Below are 20,813 nucleotides of genomic sequence, written 5' to 3'. Positions count from 1 at the left end.
CGCTTACCGCGTGACGGCCAGGTCGTTCCAGGTGCGTTCCCAGCTGCGGGTCATCGCCGGGTAGACGATGCCGTAGCGGAAGGGCTTGATCAAGGCCATGTAGAAGCGGCCGAACCAGCCGTTGGGCTTCACCAGGACGGCCATTTGTAGGTGGTAGCCGGTGTTGTCGGGGACCCAGCCCAGGTGCATGATGCCGTGCATCGTGCCGTTGGCGATTTCGGCGGCGTATTCGTTGTCCAGGACGTAGAGGGCAGTGAGGGGGCTGTCGTCGGTGGGGACGTCGGTGTCGCGCAGGTCGGCGGGGAGGCGGTCGCGGAGGGAGGCGACCCGGGTGCCGGTGCCTGCGTCTTCGCGGTCCCAGCCGAACAGTTCGCCCAGCTTCCAGCGGATCTTGAACAGCAGGCCGCTGATGCCGGTGGACTCGGAGGCGCGTTCGGCCTGGAGGGCGGCGAGCAGGGCGGGGAAGTCGTCGGGACCGCCACCGGGGGTCCGGAATTTCCAGATGTCCTCGACATGGAAGTCGGGAGCGATCTCGTGGATGCGCCAGGGTTGGCCGGTGTGGGCCGATTCGGGTAGTCGCATAGCTGGAACCTCCATGTGTACGGCGGCGTATAAGTCGAGAGTAGCGCTGATATACGCCTACGTATAGAAGGGGGAGTGTGATTGATGCGGGCTTGACGAGAGCGTGGGGGCCGCGAAACGAGTCCGGGCCCCCGGGTGAACTGGTGCTACTCGTGTCGTTCGGGTTTGACGAACGCCGTAGTGGCCAAGGCGAGCACGAGCAGGCCGGCGCACAGGTAGCTCGCCACCTCGATGCCCGCGGCCATGGCCGCGCGCGCCGCTTCCGCGATGGGCACTGTGTCCGGGTTTTCGGCGAACGCTCCGATCGCCGAACCGGCGCTGTCGGTGACGGTCGGCTCCAGTTGCCGCACTTCGGGTTCGGGCAGGCCCGCGTCGGTCAGGCGGTCGCGCAGGCCGGTGCCGACGGTGCTGAAGTAGATGGTGGTGAGGACGGCGATGCCCAATGCTGAGCCGAGTTCGCGTGCCGCGCTTTGAATTCCCGAGCCCTGTCCCGCGCTCTCGCCCGGCACGTCGGCGAGCACGATATTGGTGACCTGGGCGGTAGCGAAGCCGACGCCGATGCCGTAGACGAACAGCGCGAGCGCGATCGACCACCAGCTGCTGTCCGCCGCGGCGAACAAGCCGAGCAGCGCCAGTCCGGCCGCTTCCAGCAGCAAACCGATCCTGACCTGGCCCAAGGCCGAGACCGAGGCCGTCAGTGAGAAACTCGCGCCGCTGGCGACGAAACTGCCGATCGCGAGCGGCAGGAGGGCGAGCCCGGCCTGCAGCGCGGTGTAGTCGAGGGCGAATTGCATCCACAGCGGCAGGACCGCGATGATGCCGAACTCGCCGACGCCGACGATCAGTGTCACCACATTGCCCCTGCGGAACGAATCGATCGAGAACAGCCGCACGTCGACCAGCGGTTCCCCGTCGGTACGTCCGAGTAGCGCCTGTCGGCGCCAGAAGAGCCCGAGGGCGAGGGCGGCGCCGACGAACGCGACGAGAACTGGTGAAAGCCCACTGCGCCAAGCGAACCCGCCGATGCTCAGCGGCTCGGTGACGACCAGCCATCCGTAGTGCCGGCCCTCGATCATGGCGAAGGCGAGCAGCCCGAGGCCGAGTGCGGACTGGGCCGCTCCGAGCCAATCGACGTGACCGGCGTTCTTCGGTGCGGCGGGGAGATGGATCAGCACGGCCACCATGATCAGCGCGACCGCGGGGATGTTGATGCCGAAAGCCCACCGCCAGGAGAAGTCGGCAAGCCAGCCGCCGAGCAGCGGGCCGAGCGCCGCGGCCGCGCCGATCGTGGATCCCCAGATCGCGAAGGCCTGTCCGCGAGCCTTTCCGGTGAATGCCGCGTTCACCAGAGCCAGCGAGGTCGGCAGGATCATCGCCCCGCCGACGCCCTGCAGGAAGCGGGCCGCGATGAGCAGGCCGCCACTGGGCGCGAGCGCGGCGAGCAGGCTGGTGGCGCCGAAGACGACCAGCCCGATCAGGAACAGCCTGCGTGCGCCGTAGAGATCGCTGAGTCGGCCGGCGACCAGGAGGAGCGCGGCGAAAACGATCGCGTACGACTCCTGGATCCATTGCGCCTGAATCGAGGTGATCGCCAGGTCCTCGACGATCGGCGCGAGGATCACGTTCACGATCGTCAGGTCGACCACGATCAACGCGACGCCGAGTGAGACGGCGATCAGCCCCAGCCACAAGCGCAGCGGTGGAGTCTCGGTTTCTGTCCGCACTATACCTCCGTCATAAAGTTACTTTACGATGAAGGTAAATGGCGGGCAGGTAAGTTGTCAATCGGTGGTCGACGAGAGGACGAGATGGTGGAGCAGACGTCCGGCGATGTCGCGATGCGGCGGCAGCGGCTCGCCGCGGGGCTCATCGACTACGGCGCGAGCTTCACCGAACTGGGCCGCCGATTCGCGGAAACGCTCGGCGTGCACTCCACCGACGCCTTCGCGCTGATGGAGATCGCGGCCGCCGAACACGCCGAAGAACCGCTGTCTCCCGCGCTGCTGAGCAAGCGGATCACCCTGACCTCGGGGGCGATGACCACCCTGCTCAACCGGCTGGAGCAGGCGGGATATATCACCCGCAGCCGCGAGCACGCCGATCGCCGGGTCGTGACGTTGCGGTGCAGCGCGAACGCTCGACAGCTGGCCGACGAGTTCTTCCACCCGATCAACGCCGAGCAGGACGCGATCCTCGCCGAATACGAGCCCGACCAGCTCGCGCAGTTCGAGCGGTTGCTCGAGCGGTTGCGCACGGCGATGGACCCCGGACAGCCGAAGGGCGCCCCGTAGTCGAGTCGACGTTGCGGGGCGCCCAAGGGTGGTCGGCCGATCAAGCCGCGCGGGCCGCCCGCAATCCCCACGCATCGGCCAGCAGGCGGTGTGATTCGAGCCGGTCGGCGTGGTCGTGGGTGATGGTGGTGATCAGCAATTCGTCTGCGCCGGTAACCCTTTGGAGGGCCTCGAGCCGTTCGACCACGGTGGTGGGCGAGCCGACGATCTGCGAAGCCAGGCGATCGTCGACGAGGCGGAGTTGATCCGGGGTGAGCGGGGACGCTGTTGCGGGATCGGGGTATTCGGCCGCGCCGCCGCTGCGGATGCTGTGAACCCAATGTCCGTACGTGCTCGCGAGGTGGCGGGCGGTGTCGTCGTCGGCCGCGGTGACGACGTCCGCCGAGACGATCACGTGCGGTTCGGCCAGCTGAGCCGACGGTCGGAACGCCGCCCGGTACGCCTCGACCGCGTCCAGTGCGGACCCCGGCGCGACGTGGTAGGCGGCCGCGAACGGCAACCCCGACTTGCCTGCCAGCTCGGCGCTTTCGCCCGCCGAACTGCCGAACAGCCACAGCTCGGTGTCGATGCCCTCGCCGGGAACGGCGTGCAGCTCGACACCGCCTGCGGTGAAGTAGCGGCCGTCGAGGAGCGCTTGCACCTCGGCCACCTGGTCGGCGAAGTCCAACGACTCCGCGCCGGGCTGCTGCAGCGCCTCGGCCGAGGCGAGGAACTTCGTGCGGTCGGTGACGCGGCGTGGATCGAACGGTGGCGGCACCACCACACCGTCACGCACCTCGGTCCGGCCGGTGACCGTGTCCAAGATCGGGTGCCCGCCCTTGGTTGTCGTGGCCGCGGCGCCGAACTGGCTGCGCCGATGCCCCGACCGGCCCAGACCCAGATCGAGTCGTCCCGGGTACAGCGCGTCGACGGTGCCGAAGGCCTCCACGATCGAGGCCGAGGTGTGATGGCCCACCTGTACCGCGCCGGTCCCCACCCGGATGCGCGAGGTCGCCGCGGCGACCAACCCGAGCAGCGTCAGCGACGACGAACTCGCCACCGACACGAAATGGTGTTCGGCCAGCCAGTATCGGCGATACCCCCACTGCTCGGCCTGCCGGGCGAGGTCGACGGTATTGCGCAGTGCCTGTGCGGCACTGGAGCCTTCGCTGATCGGTGACAGATCGAGAATCGACAGCGCGACGCTCATAGCTTCGGATCCTGTTCTCCCGCTTCGATCGCCACGCGCAGCCGGTTCTCGCGCGGTGCGACCGGGCAGGTGGCGAAGTCGGTGAACGCGCACGGCAGGTTCACCGCCCGGTTGAAGTCGAGCGTGACGGTGCCGTCGGCCTCGACCGCGCCGACGGCGAGCGAGCGGGCGGCCGGGTAGGTGGTGACGCCGCTGGTGGCGTCGGTGAACAGCACCTTCAGGTCGTCGGGGGTGCCGAAGGCGAGCAGCGCCTCGTGGCTGTCGCCGATGCGGAATTCGATGATTCCCGCGGCGCTGTGGTGGTGCTCGAGCCCGTCGACCACGGCGCCGGTCGTGACGGTGCGTGCTTCGCCGAACGCGGTGAAGCGCCCGGTCACCACCCAGCGGGCGTCGGCCGGGTAGGCCGCGACCCCGGTGAACGCGGTCAGTGTCGGCGCGGCCGGATCGTGCACGCGCACCGCGTACTGACCGGAGCGCCTGATCACCTCGAGGACCCGCTCCTCGTTGAGCACGCTCACCCCCGGCGCGCCCTCCACGGGCGTCACGATCTGCACGCCGCCGATCCGCTCGCCGTCCACATCGAGCCGATCGGCGGGCTGGGCGGTGATGAACACCTTGTCGTCGGTGACCCACCAGGTGCCGGGGACGCCGTCCAGGCGCGCCGGGCTGTCGGTGAGCCAGTGCAACCCCGCCAGGCTGAGCCAGCCGAGAGGATCGCGCAGGCCGTCCTCGCGGGCGTGATGCCAGCGCGCCCAGTCGTCGGCGAATGTCGTGGTGGGGGTCGGGTTCTCGACGGTGATCGTCATGACGCGCGTGCTCCTTCGGCGACGGTGTGGTGGTGGGGGTGACGCAGACCGAGATGGTCGCGCAAGGTAGTGCCGGTGTATTCAGTGCGGAAGCTGCCGCGTTCCTGCAGTTCGGGGACCACGGTGTCGACGAATTCGTCGAGCCCGCCGGGTGTCAGGTGCGGGACGAGGATGAAACCGTCGGACGCGTCGGACTGCACGTACTGGTCGATCTGCTCGCCGACCTGGGCGGGTGTGCCGATGAACTGCTGGCGGGCGGTGACCTCGATGATGAGTTCGCGGATGCTGAGGCCGCCCGCCTCGGCCTGTTCACGCCACGCCTTCGCCACGGCCAGTGGATCTTTCGTGTGCCGGACCCGGCCGCGGGTGATCTCGGCGGCGGCGTCGGGCTCGACATCGGGCAGCGGGCCGTCGGGGTCGTAACCGGAAAGGTCACGGCCCCAGACCTGTTCGAGGAAGGCGATCGCGGTCTGCGGACTCACCTGCTGGTAGCGGATGTCGCGAGCCCGTTCGTGCGCCTCGTCGGTGGTGTCGCCGAGGACGAACGTGGCCGCCGGCAGCACCAGCAGATCACCGTGTGCGCGACCGTATTTCGCCAGCCGGCCCTTGACGTCGGCGTAGAACTTCTGGCCCGCCTCCAGGGTGCCGTGCCCGGTGAAGATCGCGTCGGCGGTCTTCGCACCGAACTCGCGGCCCTCGTCGGAATCGCCCGCCTGCAACAGCACCGGATGCCCCTGCGGACTCGGCGGCACGACGAACGGCGCCGCGAAGTCGAATTGTGAACTGCGGAAGGCGGTGCCGGGAATGTCGCGGGCGAAGATTCCCCGCTCGCGATCGATCACCAGTGAGTCGGTGGGCCAGCTGTCCCACAGTGCCCTGGTCGCGGCGACCACCTGTTCCGCTCGCCGATACCGCTCACCGTGTTCGAGGTAACCACCGCGCCGGAAATTCTCGCCGGTGAACGCGTCCGAGGAAGTGACCACATTCCACGCGGCCCGACCGCCGGAGAGATGATCGAGCGAGGCGAACTGCTTGGCGACCTCGAAGGGTTCGTTGTAGGTGCTGTTGATGGTGCCCGCCAGCCCGAGCCGCTCGGTCACCGCCGCCACCGCGTTGAGCACGGTGAAGGTATCCGGCCTGCCGACCACATCCAGGTCGTGGATCTGCCCGCGATGTTCGCGCAGCCGCAACCCCTCGGCCAGGAAGAAGAAGTCGAACAGGCCACGTTCGGCGGTGCGCGCCAGATGCTCGAAGGACTCGAAGTCGACCTGCGATTTCGAGGCGGGATCGGCCCAGACGGTGGTGTTGTTCACGCCGGGGAAGTGCGCGGCGAGGTGGACTTGCTTGCGTGGTTTCGAGGTCACCGCGCTGCTCCTGTCGTGGCGTATCGGCTGAGTGGACGGGGGAGACCGAGGCGCTCACGCAGGGTCGCGGTGGTGGTGCTCGGCGCGACAGCGGACCGATGGGTGGTGAGCTCGGCCAGCGAGGCGTGCAGGGCCAGCGGTCGCAGGACCACGCCGTCGACGGCGTCGGCGCGCGTGATCTCGGCGAGGAGATCGTCGAGCGCGGCGGCGGTACCGACGTGGTGGAATCCGAGCGGCGGGTGGTCGGCCGCCCAGTGATCGAGCTCTCGCACCTCGGCGAGTGCGGCGTCTGCCGAATCTGCCAGGTGCGCCGGCAGATCCAGCAGGATCTGCACCGTGTCGGGATCGCGGCCCTCGGCGGCGATCGCCGCGCGCAAGGCCACGCGATGCGCGGCGGCGGCCGCGAGATCGGGGGCGCTGATGCGGATGATGTCGGCGCGGCGAACGGCTACCTCGGTCGACTCGGGGGTGTCGGCGCGGACCGTGATGACGGGTTGGCCCTGCGGCGAACGCGGGGTGATCGACGGGCCCTTGACCGAGAAGTTGTCGCCGGCGAAGTCGATGTAGTGCAGGCGGTCACGGTCGATGAACCGGCCGGTGGGTACGTCGCGGATCTCGGCGCCGTCCTCCCAGCTGTCCCACAACCGGGTCACCACCTCGATCGCTTCGTCGGCCTCGTGCCACAGCGACTTCGGATCTTGTACCGCTTTGCGCCCGAAGGCCTTCGCCTCGACCTCGGTGGTGGACACGGTTACCTCCCACCCGGCGCGGCCCAGGCTCGCGAAGTCGAGCGCGGTCACGGCCTTGGACGCGTGGAACGGTTCGGTGTGGGTGACCGGTACCTGCGGGATCAAGCCGATCCGGCTGGTCAGCGGGGCGGTGCGGGCGGCGATCGCGACGGCGTCGAGCCTGCCGCGGGTCACGGCCGCGCCCCCGGACTGGATGCCGAACGAGTCGGGCAGGAAGACAGCGTCGAACCCGAGCTGCTCGGCCGAGGCGATCACGGCGGTCCAGTAGCCGGCGGTGAACAGGTCTTCGGCGCCGGAATCGGTGCGCCGCCAGGACGCGGGATGCGTTCCGGTGCCCACCGTTTCGATGCCGAGGAACAGTCTGGGCTGGCTCATCGGGTGAGGTCCTTTCCGTCGAGGGGATCGATCCGGGCGCCCGGCGCGGGAATCGCCGCGAGCAGCTCCCTCGTGTACGGGTGCCGCGGATCGGTGAACAGGGTTGCGGTGGGACCGGTTTCGACGACGCGACCGTGGCGCATCACCGCGACCCGGTCGCTGATCCGGCGCACCACGGCCAGGTCGTGGGAGATGAACAGGTAGCCGAGGGCGAGTTCGTGCTGGAGGGTGTCGAGCAGGTCGAGGATCTGCGCCTGCACCGAGGCGTCGAGCGCGGAGACCGGTTCGTCGAGCACCAGCAGGTCGGGGTGCAGGGCCAGCGCGCGGGCGATCGCCACGCGCTGTCGTTGTCCGCCCGACAGTTCCGCGGGCCTGCGTTTCGTGAAATCCGCCGGTAGCGCGACCTGTTCGAGCAGCTCGGCGACTCGTTTCGTCCGGTCGCCGATCCCGTAGGCGCGCAGGGGTTCGGCGATGATGTCGGCGACCTCCCAGCGTGGATCCAGCGAGGAGTACGGGTTCTGATACACCACCTGGAACCGTCGACGCAGCGTGCGCAGGCGGTTTCGGCGGGCGCTGGTGAGGTCGTGGCCGTCGAAGGTGACCGTCCCGCTGTCGGCGTCGGTGAGTCGCAGAGCGATACGCGCCGTCGTCGACTTGCCCGAACCGGATTCGCCGACCAGCGCGAGCGTTTCCCCACGATCGAGACTGAACTCCACATCGTCGACGGCGGTGATGGAGCCCGCTCCCGCGTGGAAGCGCTTGTGCAGGGCGTGAACCGACAGCAACGGCTTTTCCGCTCGGGGTCGCAGGGGCCGGAATTCGGTGGGCGACAGGGCCGGGGACGCGGCGAGCAGGCGCTGCGTGTACGGCTGTGCCGGGTGGTGCAGAACCTGTGCGGTAGTGCCGGATTCGACGACCTTGCCCTGCTCGAGCACCACCAGTCGATCGGCCCGTTCCGCGGCAACGGCCAGGTCGTGGGTGATCAGCAGGACAGCCGTCCCACGGGCCGCGATCCGCTCGGCCAGCCGATCGAGCACCTGCCGCGCCACCGTCGCGTCGAGTGCGCTCGTCGGCTCGTCCGCGATGATCAGCTCCGGCCCGCACGCCAGCGCGATCGCGATCAGCACGCGCTGACGCTGCCCGCCGGACAGCTCGTGCGGATACTGCCGCGCCCGCACCTCCGGGCGATCCAGCCCGACCTCTTCCAGCAGGTCGAGAGCCTGGAGTGCCGCCCCGCGCCCGTCGGCCAGCCGATGCACCAGCAGCGCCTCGGCGACCTGATCACCCACCCGCAGCACCGGATTGAGCGACAGGCCCGGATCCTGTGGCACGAATCCCACCCGCGCCCCGCGCAGCCGCCGTAGCGCCTTCTCGTCGCCCGGATCGACCCGCTCACCGGCGAACTCGACCTTGCCCGCCACGATCCCCGCCGAATCCCCGAGCAGTCCGATCACCGCGTGCGCCAAGGTCGATTTTCCCGACCCCGACTCGCCGACGAGGGCGAGGACCTCTCCTCGCGCCACCTCGATCGACACACCGCGCAGCGCGGACACCGGCCCCGCACTGGTCCGATACTCGATATGCAGATCTTCGACCCGGAGCAACGGCTGGTCCGTTCCGGCCGAGCTCAGCGTGGGGCGTGTTCCGTTCGTCGTGTCGCTCATCGTGTTTCGGTCCTTCCAGCGAATCGACCCACCCGCTGAGCCGACAACACGACGGCGATGATGACCAGGCCGGGCAGCGTCGTCAGCCACCAGGCGGAGGCGAGGAAGTTGCGGCCCTCCGAGATCAGCGAACCCCATTCGGGGGTGGGTGGTTTGGTGCCGTAGCCGAGGAAGCTGAGCGAGGACACGGCCAGCACCGCCATGCCGAATTCGACCGCGGCCAAGGCCAGGACCGGCTGGAACGCATTGGGCAGCACGTGCCGGACGAGCACCGCGTACCAGCGCACGCCGGACGCGTGCGCGGCCTCGACATAGGGCGCGTGCCGCACCCGTAGCACCTCCGAGCGCATCACCCTGGCGAAGTTCGCGATCAGCGAGACACCCACGGCGACAGCCACATTGCGGGTGCCGAAGCCGAGCGCGGTGACCAGGGCCAGCGCGAGCAGCAGCGACGGGATGGACAGCAGCACATCGACGATCCGCATGATCGCGGTGTCGACGATGCCGCCCGCGGCGCCCGACAGCAGCCCGAGTACCGACCCGACCACCAACGCGATCCCGACCGCGGTGAGCGTGGCGGTGAGCGAGAGCCCCGCACCGTGCACCATCCGCGTGTACAGGTCGCGCCCGAGATTGTCGGTGCCGAACCAGTGCGTCGCGCTGGGGGCCTGGAACTTCTCCGCGGGCACTCCGATCAGCGGATCGCCGGAGGCGAACACCGAGGGCGCCACCGCCCAGCCGACCGCGACGGCCAGCACCACGCCCGACACCACCAGGCCCAGGTGCGCGCGGGCCCATCGGGCAGTTCGGGCCGCTCGGTGCACGCGCGCGATGCCGTGATCGGTCACCGATTCGGGCCGTGCGGTCGGCGCCGGTCGGCGCACGAGGATGTCAACCACGTTCACTCCTTTCGGTGTCGGTGTTCGAGCCGTCCGATTCGCTGGACTTCCCAGCGACGGACACGGCTTCGGCGGGGGTGCCCGCGATGGGTACGGCACGACTGCGCCGCGTCCCGGTGATGCGCGGATCGAGCAGCGGATAGAGCAGGTCGACCGCCAGATTCACGCCGACGAAGATCAGCGCCGAGAGCAGCACCACGCCCTGGACCACGGGGATGTCCTGGTTGAGCACGGAGGTCTGGGTGAGCCGGCCGACGCCCGCGCGGGCGAACACCGACTCCACCACCACCGACCCGGCCAGCATCGTGCCGACCAGCACCCCCGCGATGGTGAACGCGGGCACGCTGGCCAGCCGGGCGATATGACGGCGCTGCACCCACCAGCGGGACGCGCCCTTGGCCAGCGCCACATCGGTGAACGGCTGACGCCAGGTCTGTTCCAGCCCGGCGGCGAGAACCTGGGCGAGCACCGCCCCGATCGGTAGCGCCAGCGTCAGCGCGGGCAGTAGCGTCCCGCGCAGCCCGGTCCCACCGAAGGCGGGGAACCAGTGCAGCCGGAAGGAGAACAGCTGCAACAGGAGCAGGCCGGTCCAGAATGTCGGCACCGAGACGCCCAGCGGTGGTAGCGCACTCAGGGCGTTGCGCAGCCAAGGCCGTTGCGTGTAGGTAGCGGCGAACGCGAGGATCGTCCCGCCGATGATCGCCACGAGCAGTGCGAGAGCGGCCAGTCCGAGAGTGGGCGGGACCGCGTCACCGATGGCTTCGGTGACCGGCTGGCCGGTGTTGATGGAGCGGCCCAGATCGCCGCGCAGGGCGTTGCCGAGCGCGGTCAGGTACTGCTCCCACAGCGGCTTGTCCAACCCGTACCGGGCTTGCATCTCCGCTACGGCCGCCTTGTCGACCGGGGTGCCGAGCCCGGCGCCGTCGGCCGCCATCGAGACCGGATCCGAGGGCAGCGCGTACAGCACGAGGAAGGAGATCGTGAACGCCGCCCACAGCACCCAGATCGCCTGCAGTACGCGCGAACCCACGTATCGGCCCATGATCAGTGCCCGCTCAGCCAGGTGTCGAAGAACTGCAGTCGGGCTGAGGCCTCGAACTTCACGTCCTGGGTGTGTCCGGCCACGCCGATCGCCTGCGACAGTTCGATCGTCGGCAGGTAGAGGCCGTTGTCGAGCACCAGCTTCTGCACGGTCGCGAGCAGTTCCGCGCGCGCCGCCGGGTCGTTGGTGGCCAGCTGCTTGTCCAGCGCCTCGTCCAGGGCCGGGATCGGGCCACGGGCACTGAGATTGCGACCGGTCAGCGAGAACGAGGTCCGCAGGATGTCACCATCGGCGCGGGTGGAGTTGCCGTAGAAGGAGTCGTAGTCCTTGGTGTTCATCTTCGCGGTGCTCTCCGGTCCGGAGACCAGGTCGAGCTTCAGATCCACCCCGATCTGGCGCAGCTGCTGCTGGGTCAGTTCCAGAATCGCCTGGTTGCCCGCGAACACCTGGCTGAACGTCACCGAGAAGCTCAGGCGCTCACCGTTCTTGGTACGGATGCCGTCGGCGCCGGGCAGCCAGCCCGCCTGGTCGAGGGCGGCCTTGGCCTTGGCCGGGTCGTAGGCGAGCCGGGCCGACTGATCCAGGTACGCCGGGGTGGCCGAGGCCAAGCTGCCGGTCGCGTACTTGAACTGCGGGCCGAGCACGGTGTCGACGAGCTGCTTGCGATCCAGTGCGGGCAGCAGCGCCTGACGCACGGCCTGGTCACGCAGCGGACCACGAGTCACATTGAGCTGGAGGCCGAACGGGGTCCCCGGGTTGGAGGTGGACAGCACCCCGCCGCCCGCGGCCTCGATCTGCGGCGCGTCCTGCGGCAGCGCGTCACTGATCGCGTCGAGCTGACCCGAGGCCAGGCTGCCGGTCCGCACACCCGATTCCGGGACCACGGTGAACTCGATCCTGTCCAGATACGCCTCGCCCTTGTGCCCGAAAACGGCGGAGCCCCAGTTGTATCCGGCACGCTTGGCCAGTGTGGCCGAGGAGTCCTGCTTCCAGCTGGTGTAGGTGAACGGTCCGCTGCCGATGTTGTCGCCCGCGCACCGAGCCTCGGCGGGCTTGGCGTTGGTGGACTGGGCGAGGATGCCCAGCTGCGGGGTCGAGGTGGCCTGCAGGAACTGGGCGTTCGGCTGGCTGAATTCGACACGGGCGGTGAGCTTGTCGACCGCGGTGGTGCCGACATAGTTGGTGAGGTAGCTGACGCCGAGCGCTGCCTTCGCCCCGCCGAGCTTGATCGTCGCGTCGAAGGTGTCGCGCACCGAGTCCGCGGTGAGCGCGGTGCCGTCGCTGAAGGTCACGCCGTCGGCGAGCTTGAAGGTGAACACCTTCGCGTCCGGGCTGACCTCCCAGCTCTTGGCCAACCAGGGTGTGATCGCGCCGGTCTTCGGGTCCTGATCGGTGAGCGAGTCGACGATCTGGCGGGCGACGTAGATGGTCTGATTACTGGCCGACTGAGCCGGATCCGAGCAGGTCGGGGCCTGGGAGAGACCGTAGCGCAACGTGCCACCGGGCTGCGGCGGTCCGGCCTGACCACCCGAGCCGCCGGTGTCGCTGCCACAGGCGACCACCGTGGTGACGGCGGCCAGGGCGCCGACGGCGGCGGCGATGCGATGACGAGGACGGATCACGAGATAACTCCAGATAATTGGCGGCCAGCGGCCAGAGGACGACTCGGAATGCGGCGGCGCAGCTCGGGCGCCACCTCGGCCTGGAACAGTTCGAGACTGCCCAGGTACTCGGATTCGGTGCGGCCGTCACGTTCGGCGGACAGGTGGATCACCTCGTGCCCGAACTGTTCGTGATAGCGGCCGACCTTGTCGATCACCTGCTCCGGGCTGCCGACCAGCGCCGACGAGCGGGTGACGAAGTCTTCGACGGTCTCGAACACGACCGGATTACCGACCTTGCGCTGCAGCGAGGTCCGCGCCTCGAACAGCGGGCGGAACACCTCGACGGCCTCCTGCGAGGTCCGCGCGACATGCAGGCCCGCGGTGCCCGCGCCGACCAGCGCATCGGCTGGGTCGTGACCGTAGTGCGCCCACCGCTCGCGATAGTGGCGGATCAGCGCGGCGTACGGCTCGATCGGATTGGTGACATTCGCCGAGAACACCGGATCACCGTGGCGCGCGGCCAGTTCCACCGACTCCTTGCTCGTCGCACTCCCGTGCCAGATCCGCACCCTCGGCTGCAGCGGTCGGGGCAAGGCCTTGGCCGCGGCGAGCGAAGGCCGGAACTGTCCCGACCACGTCACTTCCTCGCTGTCCCACAGCGCCCGGAACAGTTCGTACCCTTCCCGATTGCGCTCCCACTGATCCTCGGTGGTGACGTGGTAGAGCTGCGCCTGCGCCGCGCCGTTGCCCTTGCCGATGATCAGCTCGAGCCGGCCCTCGGACAGGTTGTCCAGGGTCGAATAGTCCTCGAACGCACGCACCGGATCGAGCAGACTCAACGTGGTGACCGCGGTGAACAGGCTGATCCGCGAGGTGAGGGCCGCGATATGGCTCAGCACCACCGGGGGAGCGGCCGACAGGAACGGATCCTCGTGCCGCTCACCGACAGCGAACCCGTCGTAGCCGAATTCCTCGGCGCGCCTGGCCTGTTCGACCACCTCGTGCAGGCGATCACGTGTCGTCGGGACCACACCGGTGACCGGATCGGGTACCCGGGTGATCAGCGTCATCAGCAGGAACTTCATGCGTGGTCTCCCAGCTCGTCGAACGACCTCATGCGGCGGGCTTCTTCGGCAGACCGGGCGGGTTGATCCGCGACTCGGTGACCTTCTCCGAATTCAGGCCCCATCGGTCGAGGATCTTCTGGTAGCTGCCGTCGGCGATCGCGTGCTGCAGCGCCTTGTGGATCGGGCCGATCAGGCCGTTGTCCTTCTTGGTGAGCGCCGCGATCTCGCCCTGCAGCTGCTCACCCGCGCCGGAGAAGGTGGCGATGATCTTGCCGTCGCTGGTGGCGGAGTGGTACACGGCCGCGGGGTTCGGGCCGATGTAGCCGTCGATGCGCTTGGAAGCCAGCGCCAGGTAGTAGTCGGTGCTCTGCTGGTAGTAGGCGATGTCGACCGGGGGCAGACCCTCGGCGACGTTCTGCTCGTTCCAGCTCACCAGCAGCTGTTCCTGATTGGTGCCCGCGCCGATACCGATCCGTTTGCCCGCCAGGCTCTTGCGGTCGGTGTAGGTGAGCGGACTGTCCTTCGGGACCTCGAGAGCGACGGTGTCGGTGCGGTAGGTAGCGAAGTCGTACTTCTCCTTGCGCTCCTCGGTGACGGTCACATTCGAGATGAACGCGTCCACCTCACCGGAATCCACCCGCACGAAGTTCTGCGACCAGTCCGCCACCTGGATATCGAGCTTCAGGCCCAGGATGTCGGCCACCAGGGTGGCGAAGTCGACCTCGGAGCCGATCACGGTCCGGTCGTCGGTGGCATAGAACCGCAGCGGCGGCACGGAACCGGCGGGACCGGTCACCACCAGCGTGCCGCGGTTACGGATGGCCTGGGGCACCTCGGCGGCGATCGCGTCGACCTTGGCGGCCCGCACCCTGCCCTCCTGGGCGGGGGACAGGTCGTAGGTGATCGCACCGGCCTGCACGGTGTCGGCGGCCTCGGGCTCGGCGGTGCAGCCTGCCGTCAACAGCGTGGCCGCCGCGACGATGCCGATCAGGGTGGAGAGCTTCATCAGTGTCGAAACCTGTTCGTGGGAAGGGATGTTCAGCGGACGCGGGACAGGAACGCCTGCGTGCGCGGGTGTTCGGGGTGGTCGAGAACGCTGGCGGCCTCGCCCTGTTCGACGATCACGCCCTCGTCGAGGAACACGACCGTGTCGGCGACCTCGCGGGCGAAACCGATCTCGTGGGTGACGATCACCAGCGCGGTGCCGCTGTGCGCGAGATCGCGGATCACCGCGAGGACCTCGCCGACCAGCTCCGGGTCGAGTGCGGAGGTGGGCTCGTCGAACAGGATCAGCCGTGGTTTCAAGGCCAGGGCCCGCGCGATGGCCACGCGCTGCTGCTGACCACCGGACAGCCGCCGGGGATAGGCGTCGACGAAATCGGCCAGTCCTACCCGTTCCAGAAGCTGTTTCGCCTCGGCGACCACCTCGCCGCGTGGGCGCCGCTGCGCAGAGACCGGGGCGAGCGCCACATTGTCGAGCACCGTGAGATGCGGGAACAGATTGAATTGCTGGAACACGAAGCCGATGCGGCTGCGCTGGGCGCGCACCGCGTGGTCGGGCAGCGAACGCAAGATGTTGCCGCGTTGCCGGTAACCGATCAGCTCACCGTCGATGTGCACGGTGCCCGCGTCCTGCGCTTCCAGATGGTTGAGCACCCGCAGCAGCGTGGACTTGCCGGAGCCGGAGGGCCCGATCACGGCGACCACCTCACCGGCGCGTACCGCCAGATCCACGCCACGCAGTACCTCGGTGCCGCTGTAGGACTTGCGGATTCCGCGCGCCAGCACCGCTGCGGTCATCGGGTTGCTCCTCGGGGTGCGGCCGCACCGGCGGCGATCTCGGTGACCTTGGCGCGGACCCGCTGCCACGGTGTCGGCGGCAGCGCACGCTGCGCGCCCTTGGCGTAGTGCCGTTCGATGTAGTACTGCAGGATCGACAGCGCCGTGGTGAGCGCGATGTACCAGACGGTCGCCACCATCAGCAGCGGAACCACCCGGCCGTTGCGGCCGAAGATCACCTGCACCTGGTAGAACAGCTCGGCGATCGCCATCACCGACACGATCGAGGTGCCCTTGAACAGGCTGATCACCTCATTGGCCGCGTTCGGCAGAATCGAGCGCATCGCCTGCGGCAACACGATCGTGCGGAACTGGCGCCAGCGCGGAATCCCCAGCGCCGCCGCCGCTTCGAGCTGACCGTCGTCGACGGCGAGCAGACCCGCCCGGATCAGTTCGGCCGAATATGCCGCCTGATGCAGGGCCAGCCCGATCACCGCCGCGGTGAAACCGCTGATCACACCATTGACATCGAACTCGTAGAAGCCGGGGCCGAACGGAATGCCCACGGACAGGCGGGGATACAGGTAGGCGATGTTGAACCAGAACAGCAGCTGCACGATCAGCGGGATCGAACGGAAAGCCCAGATATAGGTCCAGGCGATCACCCGCAGCACGGGATTGTTCGACACCCGCCCGATCGCCAGCAGGGTGCCGAACACGAAACCGAGGGCAGTGCCCCACAGGGTGAGCTCGATGGTCACCCGGAGCGCGGCCAGCACCGATTTCGCGGTGAAGTACTGGGCGAAAGTGCCCCAGTCCCACCCCGGATTGGTGATCAGGCCGTGCGCGAACTGGGCCACCAGCAGCAGTGCGATCGCCGCGACGACCCAGCGCCACGGGTGCCACGACCCGGCGATCCGGGGCAGGTCGCCGGCGGGCGCCTTGCCGCCGGATTCCGGATCGGCGGGGAGAGCGTCGCCGGGCGGTGCGGGCGCGGTCTCGGCGCCGGAAACGGCAGACGCGGTCATGGGAATCCTTCGGAAAACAGTGGAACGAGGCACAGTGACCTCCACCCGGCCAGCAACGGGTTCGCGATCTGGCGGCGCTCAGGCCGGACAGGTAGACAGCACGAAAATCTCCTCCATCGAACCCGGCAGAAGCACCCACACCCCGAAACGGGCGGGTTGCTGCGACGTCATCGAGCCAGGTCTCTCGGTCGCTCTGGATGGTTGCGCCCCGGTTTTGTGACCCGAGCTGAATCAGCATGTGGCACATGTGCGGTACCCACAACGGTAGAAATCAGCGTGAGCACAGAGGTTGGAACCGGGCGCGAGCACGGGCACAATTGCCCCGGTTCGGCGTGGTGGGGGACCCGCGGACCGGGGGTGAGCGGCGATCGGTGGGTTCGCTGGGAAATTGCGACGCGCCGAACGGGCGGTTACTTCACCTGTCCGGAATCCCGCATCGCAGGCGGTAGCGTCGGGGTTCTCTGCGTCGATGAGGAGTACGTCGTGATCATGCCGCGTCGTTCCACCGCACTGACCGCCCTGACGGTTTGCGCCGCTGCGTTGCTGTCGGCTGTGCCGTCGGCCGTTGCCGAACCGGCCGTGCCGGTGGCGCCCGCTGTCACTCGGGACGCACCCGGTGTCACGCCCGCCGCGGGGGCGGGGGATCTTCTCGGTGCCTATCAGAGTGTTGTCGAGACGCTGAAGGCGCTGGGTATCCAGCCGTTCCTCTACCCGACGGTGGCGGCGAACTGTAGCGGTGACGGAGCGGGGCTTGTTCCGGCTGTTGCGGGGGCGGTGCCGGGGCCGTGGCCGGCCAACACACTGCCGATACCCGGGCTCGATCTGTCCGCGGTGAAATCCGGGCAGACTCTGTTCACGTTCCTGCCCTATGGGCTTGCGGCCGATACCGCGGCTACGAAGACGTCCGGGATGCAGGTGGCGTGGCTCAATGTGAGTACCGGGCGTGGGGGGATGGCCTCGATGGGGTCGATTGCCGACATTGTGCGGGCGATGGTGCCTGCTGAGGTTCCTGGTGAATTGCGGCCTCTTGCTGAGACGGCTATTCGGGATTTTCTCTTCGCCGCTATTCCTGTGGGGGGTGTGCGGGCTGTGCCTGTGGATACGGGGCGGGGGACTGTGTTGGCTGCTGTTTTCGGTACTACTGACAACGGTGGGCGGTCGTGCTTCTTCTTTCCGACGGTGGGGATCACCGAGGTGGCTTGAGGGTGGTTGCTCGACTCGGTGTCGAGCGGGTGCGCGCCTGCCCTTCACCCGCTCGGCGGCCCTGATGCGCCTGCGCCGTCGCGGAACTGCGGGTCAGGCGTGGTGGGCTATCGGGTCTTCGGGGGTTACCAGGGGGCGCTGTTTCCAGTGCAGGCGGCCGGTGCGGTGGCGGTGGTGGGAGCGGGTCCACAGGCTGAGGTAGTGGGCCACTGACAGGGGGTGGGCCACAGCTGAGGCGAGGTCGGTTCCGGTGGGGGGCTTGCGGGTTTCGATGGTGCGGGCGGTGAGGCGGCTGGTGACGGCGGCCAGGTAGCCGAGCAGGCCCGCGCGGCGGGTTCGGCCTCGGCCGAGGATCGCGGCCAGCGGGGGAATCCAGTAGGCGAGGGCGGCGAGGATTCCGATGGCTGCGCCGGTGTCGCGGCGGCCGCCGTAGGCCGACCACAGCCAGCGGGTGTAGCCGTCGGTGAGTTCGGTGGTGCCGGTATACATTCGGGTGCTCGCGGCGGGGCCCGCGGTCACCAGGGCGGTGCGATGGCCTGCTCGGCGGATGGCGCGGGCCAGGTCCAGGTCCTCGGTGGCGCTGGCCGCCACGGCCGCGTGGCCGCCGCCGGCGCGGTAGGCCGCGGCGTCGACGGCCAGGAACTGGCCGCACGCTACGGCGGTGGACGGGCGCAGGCTGTGGTTGGCGGGGCCGACGGGCAGGGTCGAAGCCCAGGACCAGGCGAGCAGGGGCTGGATCAGGCGCTCGGCGGTCGAACCGGCGTCCTGTCTCGGCCAGGCCGAGACCAGACCTGCTCCGCGCCTGCGTAATTCGGTCACCGCCGCGGCGATCGCGTGGGGGGCCAAGCGTACGTCCGCGTCGATGAACACCAGGGCGGCCGCGTCGGTGCGGGCGGCCAGGCGCGCGCACGCGGCGGCCTTGCCGGTCCAGCCGGGGGCGGGGTGGGCGGCCGAGCGCAGGACGGTGAAGCGCTCGTCGTCGGCGATCGCGTCGAGTGCGGCTTCGTAGGTGCCGTCGGTGGACGCGTCGTCGAGAATCAGCACGCTCAGGCGGGGGACGCCGATCTGCGCGCGAAGGTCGGCGATCAGCGCGGGCAGGCGCTGCGATTCGTCGCGGGCGGGGACGCACACCGTGACCGGTTCGATCACGCCGGCGACCCCGCGCGGCAGGGTGCGCAAGGTGACCAGGTTGTAGGCGGCGGTGGCCGCGCCGAGCGCGGCCAGACCGGTGCCCGCCCAGGTCAGGTAGCGGGCCGCCGCGCTCATGTCAGCGGCCCAGTCTGCGACTGGAGATTTCGCGCCACATCTCCGAGGGGGAGAAACCGCCGCGCGGTGCGTTGGGCGGGCCGGGGTTGCGGTCGCGGAACGCCAGGCCCGCGATCAGCGCGGCCACCGCGAGGGTGATGCCGCCGACGATGCCCGCCCAGCCCGCGAACGAGCGGGTGTTGGGGTCGGCGTACTTCACCTCGGCACGCAGGGTCGACACCTCGCCCGCGGGCAGCTTCCACGACACCGTGTTCTCGCTGTCGGTGGTCTCACGGGTGCCGTTGGTCTTGGCGACGCGGGCCGGGAACGCAACGGAGAACTGCACGTCCGACCCGTGCGGCGGCACCGATTCCAGATCGACCCGCCCGGTGAGACTCACCAGATCGCCGCTGCGCTGGAATTCGAGCGTGAACATGCCCTGTGTCTGATCCGACAGGCCACCGAGCTGGCCGACCTCGCCGAAGGACAGATCGTCGAAGAACACTTGGGTGCCGACGTATCCGTCCTGGTTGTAGTTCTCCACCCGCACCTTCGCCGCCAGCTGCTCCGGCGCCTTCAGCTGCGGCCCCTTGTCGTCGGGCCCCGTCGGCACCACCGCGGCGACGATCCGCCCCGACACGCGATCGTTCGACGACACCCCCATCGACACCTGCACGCGCAGGCACCCGGCCAGCGCGGGCACGAGCAGTGCCAGCAGGACGGCAACGGCCGCGACGCGCCGCGCGGGCACGGAACGACGCGGCGAAGGAGCGGGCATGTCGGCGACGGGACTCGGCTGCACGGTTGACATCGTGCCAGGCTCAGGCCCGAGAGCCCACACGACGGGCCCAGCACTCACCGCCCACCCGCGCCCATCAGGCATTTTCGCCCCGAATCGGGGTGTGTCGCGGCGGGGTCGGCCGCTCAGAACGCGCGTCGTGCGGCCCGCGCACGCAGAAACAACGGGATTCCGAGCACACCGAGACCGAGGAAACCCCAGATCGCCGACGCGGGAAGGCCGAGGAACACCGCGTGCGCGAGGGCCGAGCCGAGCCAGGTCCACGCGAACACCGCGACCGGGACCGCCACCGACGGGTCGCGCGGCGGCGGCAGGAAATGATCGAGCAGGGTGAGAATCACTGCCATGACCACGGCGACGAGCGCCCAGCCCAGGTAGTTGGTGTACGGGATCTCGGGGATGCCGGGCAGGCCCGCGTCGGTGACCGACCAGGTCCATTGGCCGTCGGCCACCATCTGCGGATCGAGGAACAGATCCCAGCCGACCGCGCCGAGGACGAACAGCCCCAGGCGCCCGGCATTCGACCCGCTGAGCAGCCGAGCGCCCGACGCGCTGGGTGGCTGGGCATGCGTGGATGCGGACCGACCGGGGCTCTGCGTGATGGAGGCGCCCGACAGGTGCGCACGGGACACGACCATGCCCGCGACGATCCAGATCGGGTACAGCCCGCCGGTCCACGCCAACGGCACGGCCAGCGGCACATCGGCGAACGCGGGCCCGAGCCGATCGACGGCGTAGGCGTAGCTGCCGAACGGGAATCCGGTCGCGGTGCCGACGATTTCGGCGGTGAGCCCCAGCCCGGACACGACGACGAAGAACCCGGCGGCCCACCGCAATCCGCGAGTGGTCGCCGCGTGCAGCAGGGCGGTCGAGGCGGACAGCACCACGACCGCGACGGTGATCCGGTCGCGCGCCACCCCCGCGCTCAACGGGTACGTGATCTGCACGAGCACCAGTGCCAGCGCGGTCACGGCCGGTATCGCGCGGCGTGGGTCGGCGCGTAACCAGGCGCGGATCGCGGCCAGGGTACGACGACCTGTGTCGAGGACCGTGCCGGTCATCGATGCCGCCGAACTGCCGGGCCGGTGCGGCCGTGATGCCGACTGCGGCGCTGTGGCGGGCATGCC

At 69.2% G+C, this 20,813-nt stretch carries 19 protein-coding genes and 1 riboswitch; of the genes, 2 read left to right on the top strand and 17 right to left on the bottom strand.

The genetic code is table 11. The features are described 5' to 3' along the window. Positions 1–3: 3 nt before the first annotated feature. Both ACWF99_RS29185 and ACWF99_RS29180 read right to left on the bottom strand, forming a co-directional pair. Positions 4–582 carry a DUF2867 domain-containing protein gene (locus ACWF99_RS29185; RefSeq protein WP_378660430.1) on the bottom strand — a complete coding sequence of 193 codons (579 nt, stop codon included), beginning with the start codon at positions 580–582 and terminating at the stop codon, positions 4–6. Positions 583–728: 146 nt separating this feature from the next. Beyond that, positions 729–2,306 (bottom strand): DHA2 family efflux MFS transporter permease subunit, encoded by a 1,578-nt coding sequence (locus ACWF99_RS29180; protein ID WP_378636622.1) that lies wholly within the window; start codon positions 2,304–2,306, stop codon positions 729–731. 84 nt (positions 2,307–2,390) lie between these two features. Here ACWF99_RS29180 and ACWF99_RS29175 point away from each other — a divergent pair, with 84 nt between their 5' ends. Further along, complete coding sequence (locus tag ACWF99_RS29175; RefSeq protein WP_378636625.1) at positions 2,391–2,873, top strand: MarR family winged helix-turn-helix transcriptional regulator; 483 nt, start codon at positions 2,391–2,393, stop codon at positions 2,871–2,873. A 40-nt stretch (positions 2,874–2,913) separates the two neighbouring features. Here ACWF99_RS29175 and ACWF99_RS29170 read toward each other — a convergent pair whose 3' ends face one another. The 12 genes from ACWF99_RS29170 to ACWF99_RS29115 form a co-directional block, all read right to left on the bottom strand. After that, complete coding sequence (locus ACWF99_RS29170; RefSeq protein ID WP_378636628.1) at positions 2,914–4,062, bottom strand: LLM class flavin-dependent oxidoreductase; 1,149 nt, start codon at positions 4,060–4,062, stop codon at positions 2,914–2,916. After that, positions 4,059–4,868: a DUF1684 domain-containing protein gene (locus ACWF99_RS29165; protein WP_378636630.1), complete on the bottom strand. Its 810-nt coding sequence runs from the start codon at positions 4,866–4,868 to the stop codon at positions 4,059–4,061. The genes ACWF99_RS29170 and ACWF99_RS29165 overlap by 4 nt, the downstream gene beginning before the upstream one ends. Further along, positions 4,865–6,232: an NtaA/DmoA family FMN-dependent monooxygenase gene (locus ACWF99_RS29160; protein WP_452537947.1), complete on the bottom strand. Its 1,368-nt coding sequence runs from the start codon at positions 6,230–6,232 to the stop codon at positions 4,865–4,867. Before ACWF99_RS29160 ends, ACWF99_RS29165 begins: the two co-directional genes overlap by 4 nt. Then, the gene (locus ACWF99_RS29155; protein WP_452537946.1) at positions 6,229–7,356 is read right to left on the bottom strand and encodes an LLM class flavin-dependent oxidoreductase; all 1,128 of its coding nucleotides are present in this window, start codon (positions 7,354–7,356) and stop codon (positions 6,229–6,231) included. The genes ACWF99_RS29160 and ACWF99_RS29155 overlap by 4 nt, the downstream gene beginning before the upstream one ends. After that, positions 7,353–9,020, bottom strand: coding sequence for a dipeptide ABC transporter ATP-binding protein (locus ACWF99_RS29150; RefSeq protein ID WP_452537945.1), 1,668 nt, complete (start codon positions 9,018–9,020; stop codon positions 7,353–7,355). Before ACWF99_RS29150 ends, ACWF99_RS29155 begins: the two co-directional genes overlap by 4 nt. Then, a complete protein-coding gene (locus ACWF99_RS29145) occupies positions 9,017–9,844 on the bottom strand; it encodes an ABC transporter permease (protein ID WP_378660576.1) in 828 nt (275 codons plus the stop codon). Before ACWF99_RS29145 ends, ACWF99_RS29150 begins: the two co-directional genes overlap by 4 nt. Before the next feature lie 67 nt (positions 9,845–9,911). Then, entirely contained in the window at positions 9,912–10,961 is a 1,050-nt protein-coding gene (locus tag ACWF99_RS29140; RefSeq protein WP_452537944.1) for an ABC transporter permease, read from the bottom strand. 2 nt (positions 10,962–10,963) lie between these two features. Then, a complete protein-coding gene (locus ACWF99_RS29135) occupies positions 10,964–12,583 on the bottom strand; it encodes an ABC transporter substrate-binding protein (RefSeq protein WP_378660456.1) in 1,620 nt (539 codons plus the stop codon). Further along, complete coding sequence (locus ACWF99_RS29130) at positions 12,580–13,650, bottom strand: LLM class flavin-dependent oxidoreductase (protein ID WP_378636646.1); 1,071 nt, start codon at positions 13,648–13,650, stop codon at positions 12,580–12,582. The genes ACWF99_RS29135 and ACWF99_RS29130 overlap by 4 nt, the downstream gene beginning before the upstream one ends. A 28-nt stretch (positions 13,651–13,678) precedes the next feature. Next, on the bottom strand, positions 13,679–14,638 hold the full coding sequence (locus ACWF99_RS29125; RefSeq protein ID WP_378636648.1) for an ABC transporter substrate-binding protein: 960 nt from the start codon (positions 14,636–14,638) through the stop codon (positions 13,679–13,681). A 32-nt stretch (positions 14,639–14,670) separates the two neighbouring features. Continuing rightward, positions 14,671–15,432 (bottom strand): amino acid ABC transporter ATP-binding protein, encoded by a 762-nt coding sequence (locus ACWF99_RS29120; protein WP_378660462.1) that lies wholly within the window; start codon positions 15,430–15,432, stop codon positions 14,671–14,673. Then, positions 15,429–16,439, bottom strand: coding sequence for an amino acid ABC transporter permease (locus ACWF99_RS29115; protein WP_452537943.1), 1,011 nt, complete (start codon positions 16,437–16,439; stop codon positions 15,429–15,431). The genes ACWF99_RS29120 and ACWF99_RS29115 overlap by 4 nt, the downstream gene beginning before the upstream one ends. Before the next feature lie 110 nt (positions 16,440–16,549). Further along, positions 16,550–16,643: riboswitch (SAM riboswitch) on the bottom strand. A gap of 153 nt (positions 16,644–16,796) precedes the next feature. Here ACWF99_RS29115 and ACWF99_RS29110 point away from each other — a divergent pair. Continuing rightward, positions 16,797–17,642 carry a hypothetical protein gene (locus tag ACWF99_RS29110; RefSeq protein WP_452537942.1) on the top strand — a complete coding sequence of 282 codons (846 nt, stop codon included), beginning with the start codon at positions 16,797–16,799 and terminating at the stop codon, positions 17,640–17,642. A 93-nt stretch (positions 17,643–17,735) separates the two neighbouring features. Here the strand turns inward: ACWF99_RS29110 and ACWF99_RS29105 are convergent, their stop codons facing one another. The 3 genes from ACWF99_RS29105 to ACWF99_RS29095 form a co-directional block, all read right to left on the bottom strand. Next, the gene (locus tag ACWF99_RS29105) at positions 17,736–18,908 is read right to left on the bottom strand and encodes a glycosyltransferase family 2 protein (RefSeq protein WP_378636659.1); all 1,173 of its coding nucleotides are present in this window, start codon (positions 18,906–18,908) and stop codon (positions 17,736–17,738) included. A 1-nt stretch (position 18,909) separates the two neighbouring features. After that, positions 18,910–19,665 (bottom strand): LppM family (lipo)protein, encoded by a 756-nt coding sequence (locus ACWF99_RS29100; protein WP_378660581.1) that lies wholly within the window; start codon positions 19,663–19,665, stop codon positions 18,910–18,912. A gap of 146 nt (positions 19,666–19,811) precedes the next feature. After that, positions 19,812–20,810, bottom strand: a complete 999-nt coding sequence (locus ACWF99_RS29095) for a carotenoid biosynthesis protein (protein ID WP_452537941.1) — start codon at positions 20,808–20,810, stop codon at positions 19,812–19,814. Positions 20,811–20,813 lie beyond the last annotated feature (3 nt).

The organism is Nocardia sp. NPDC055002 (assembly GCF_053608825.1).
Note: the sequence above shows the minus strand (reverse complement) of the source record. Positions and strands in the feature narration are given on the sequence as shown.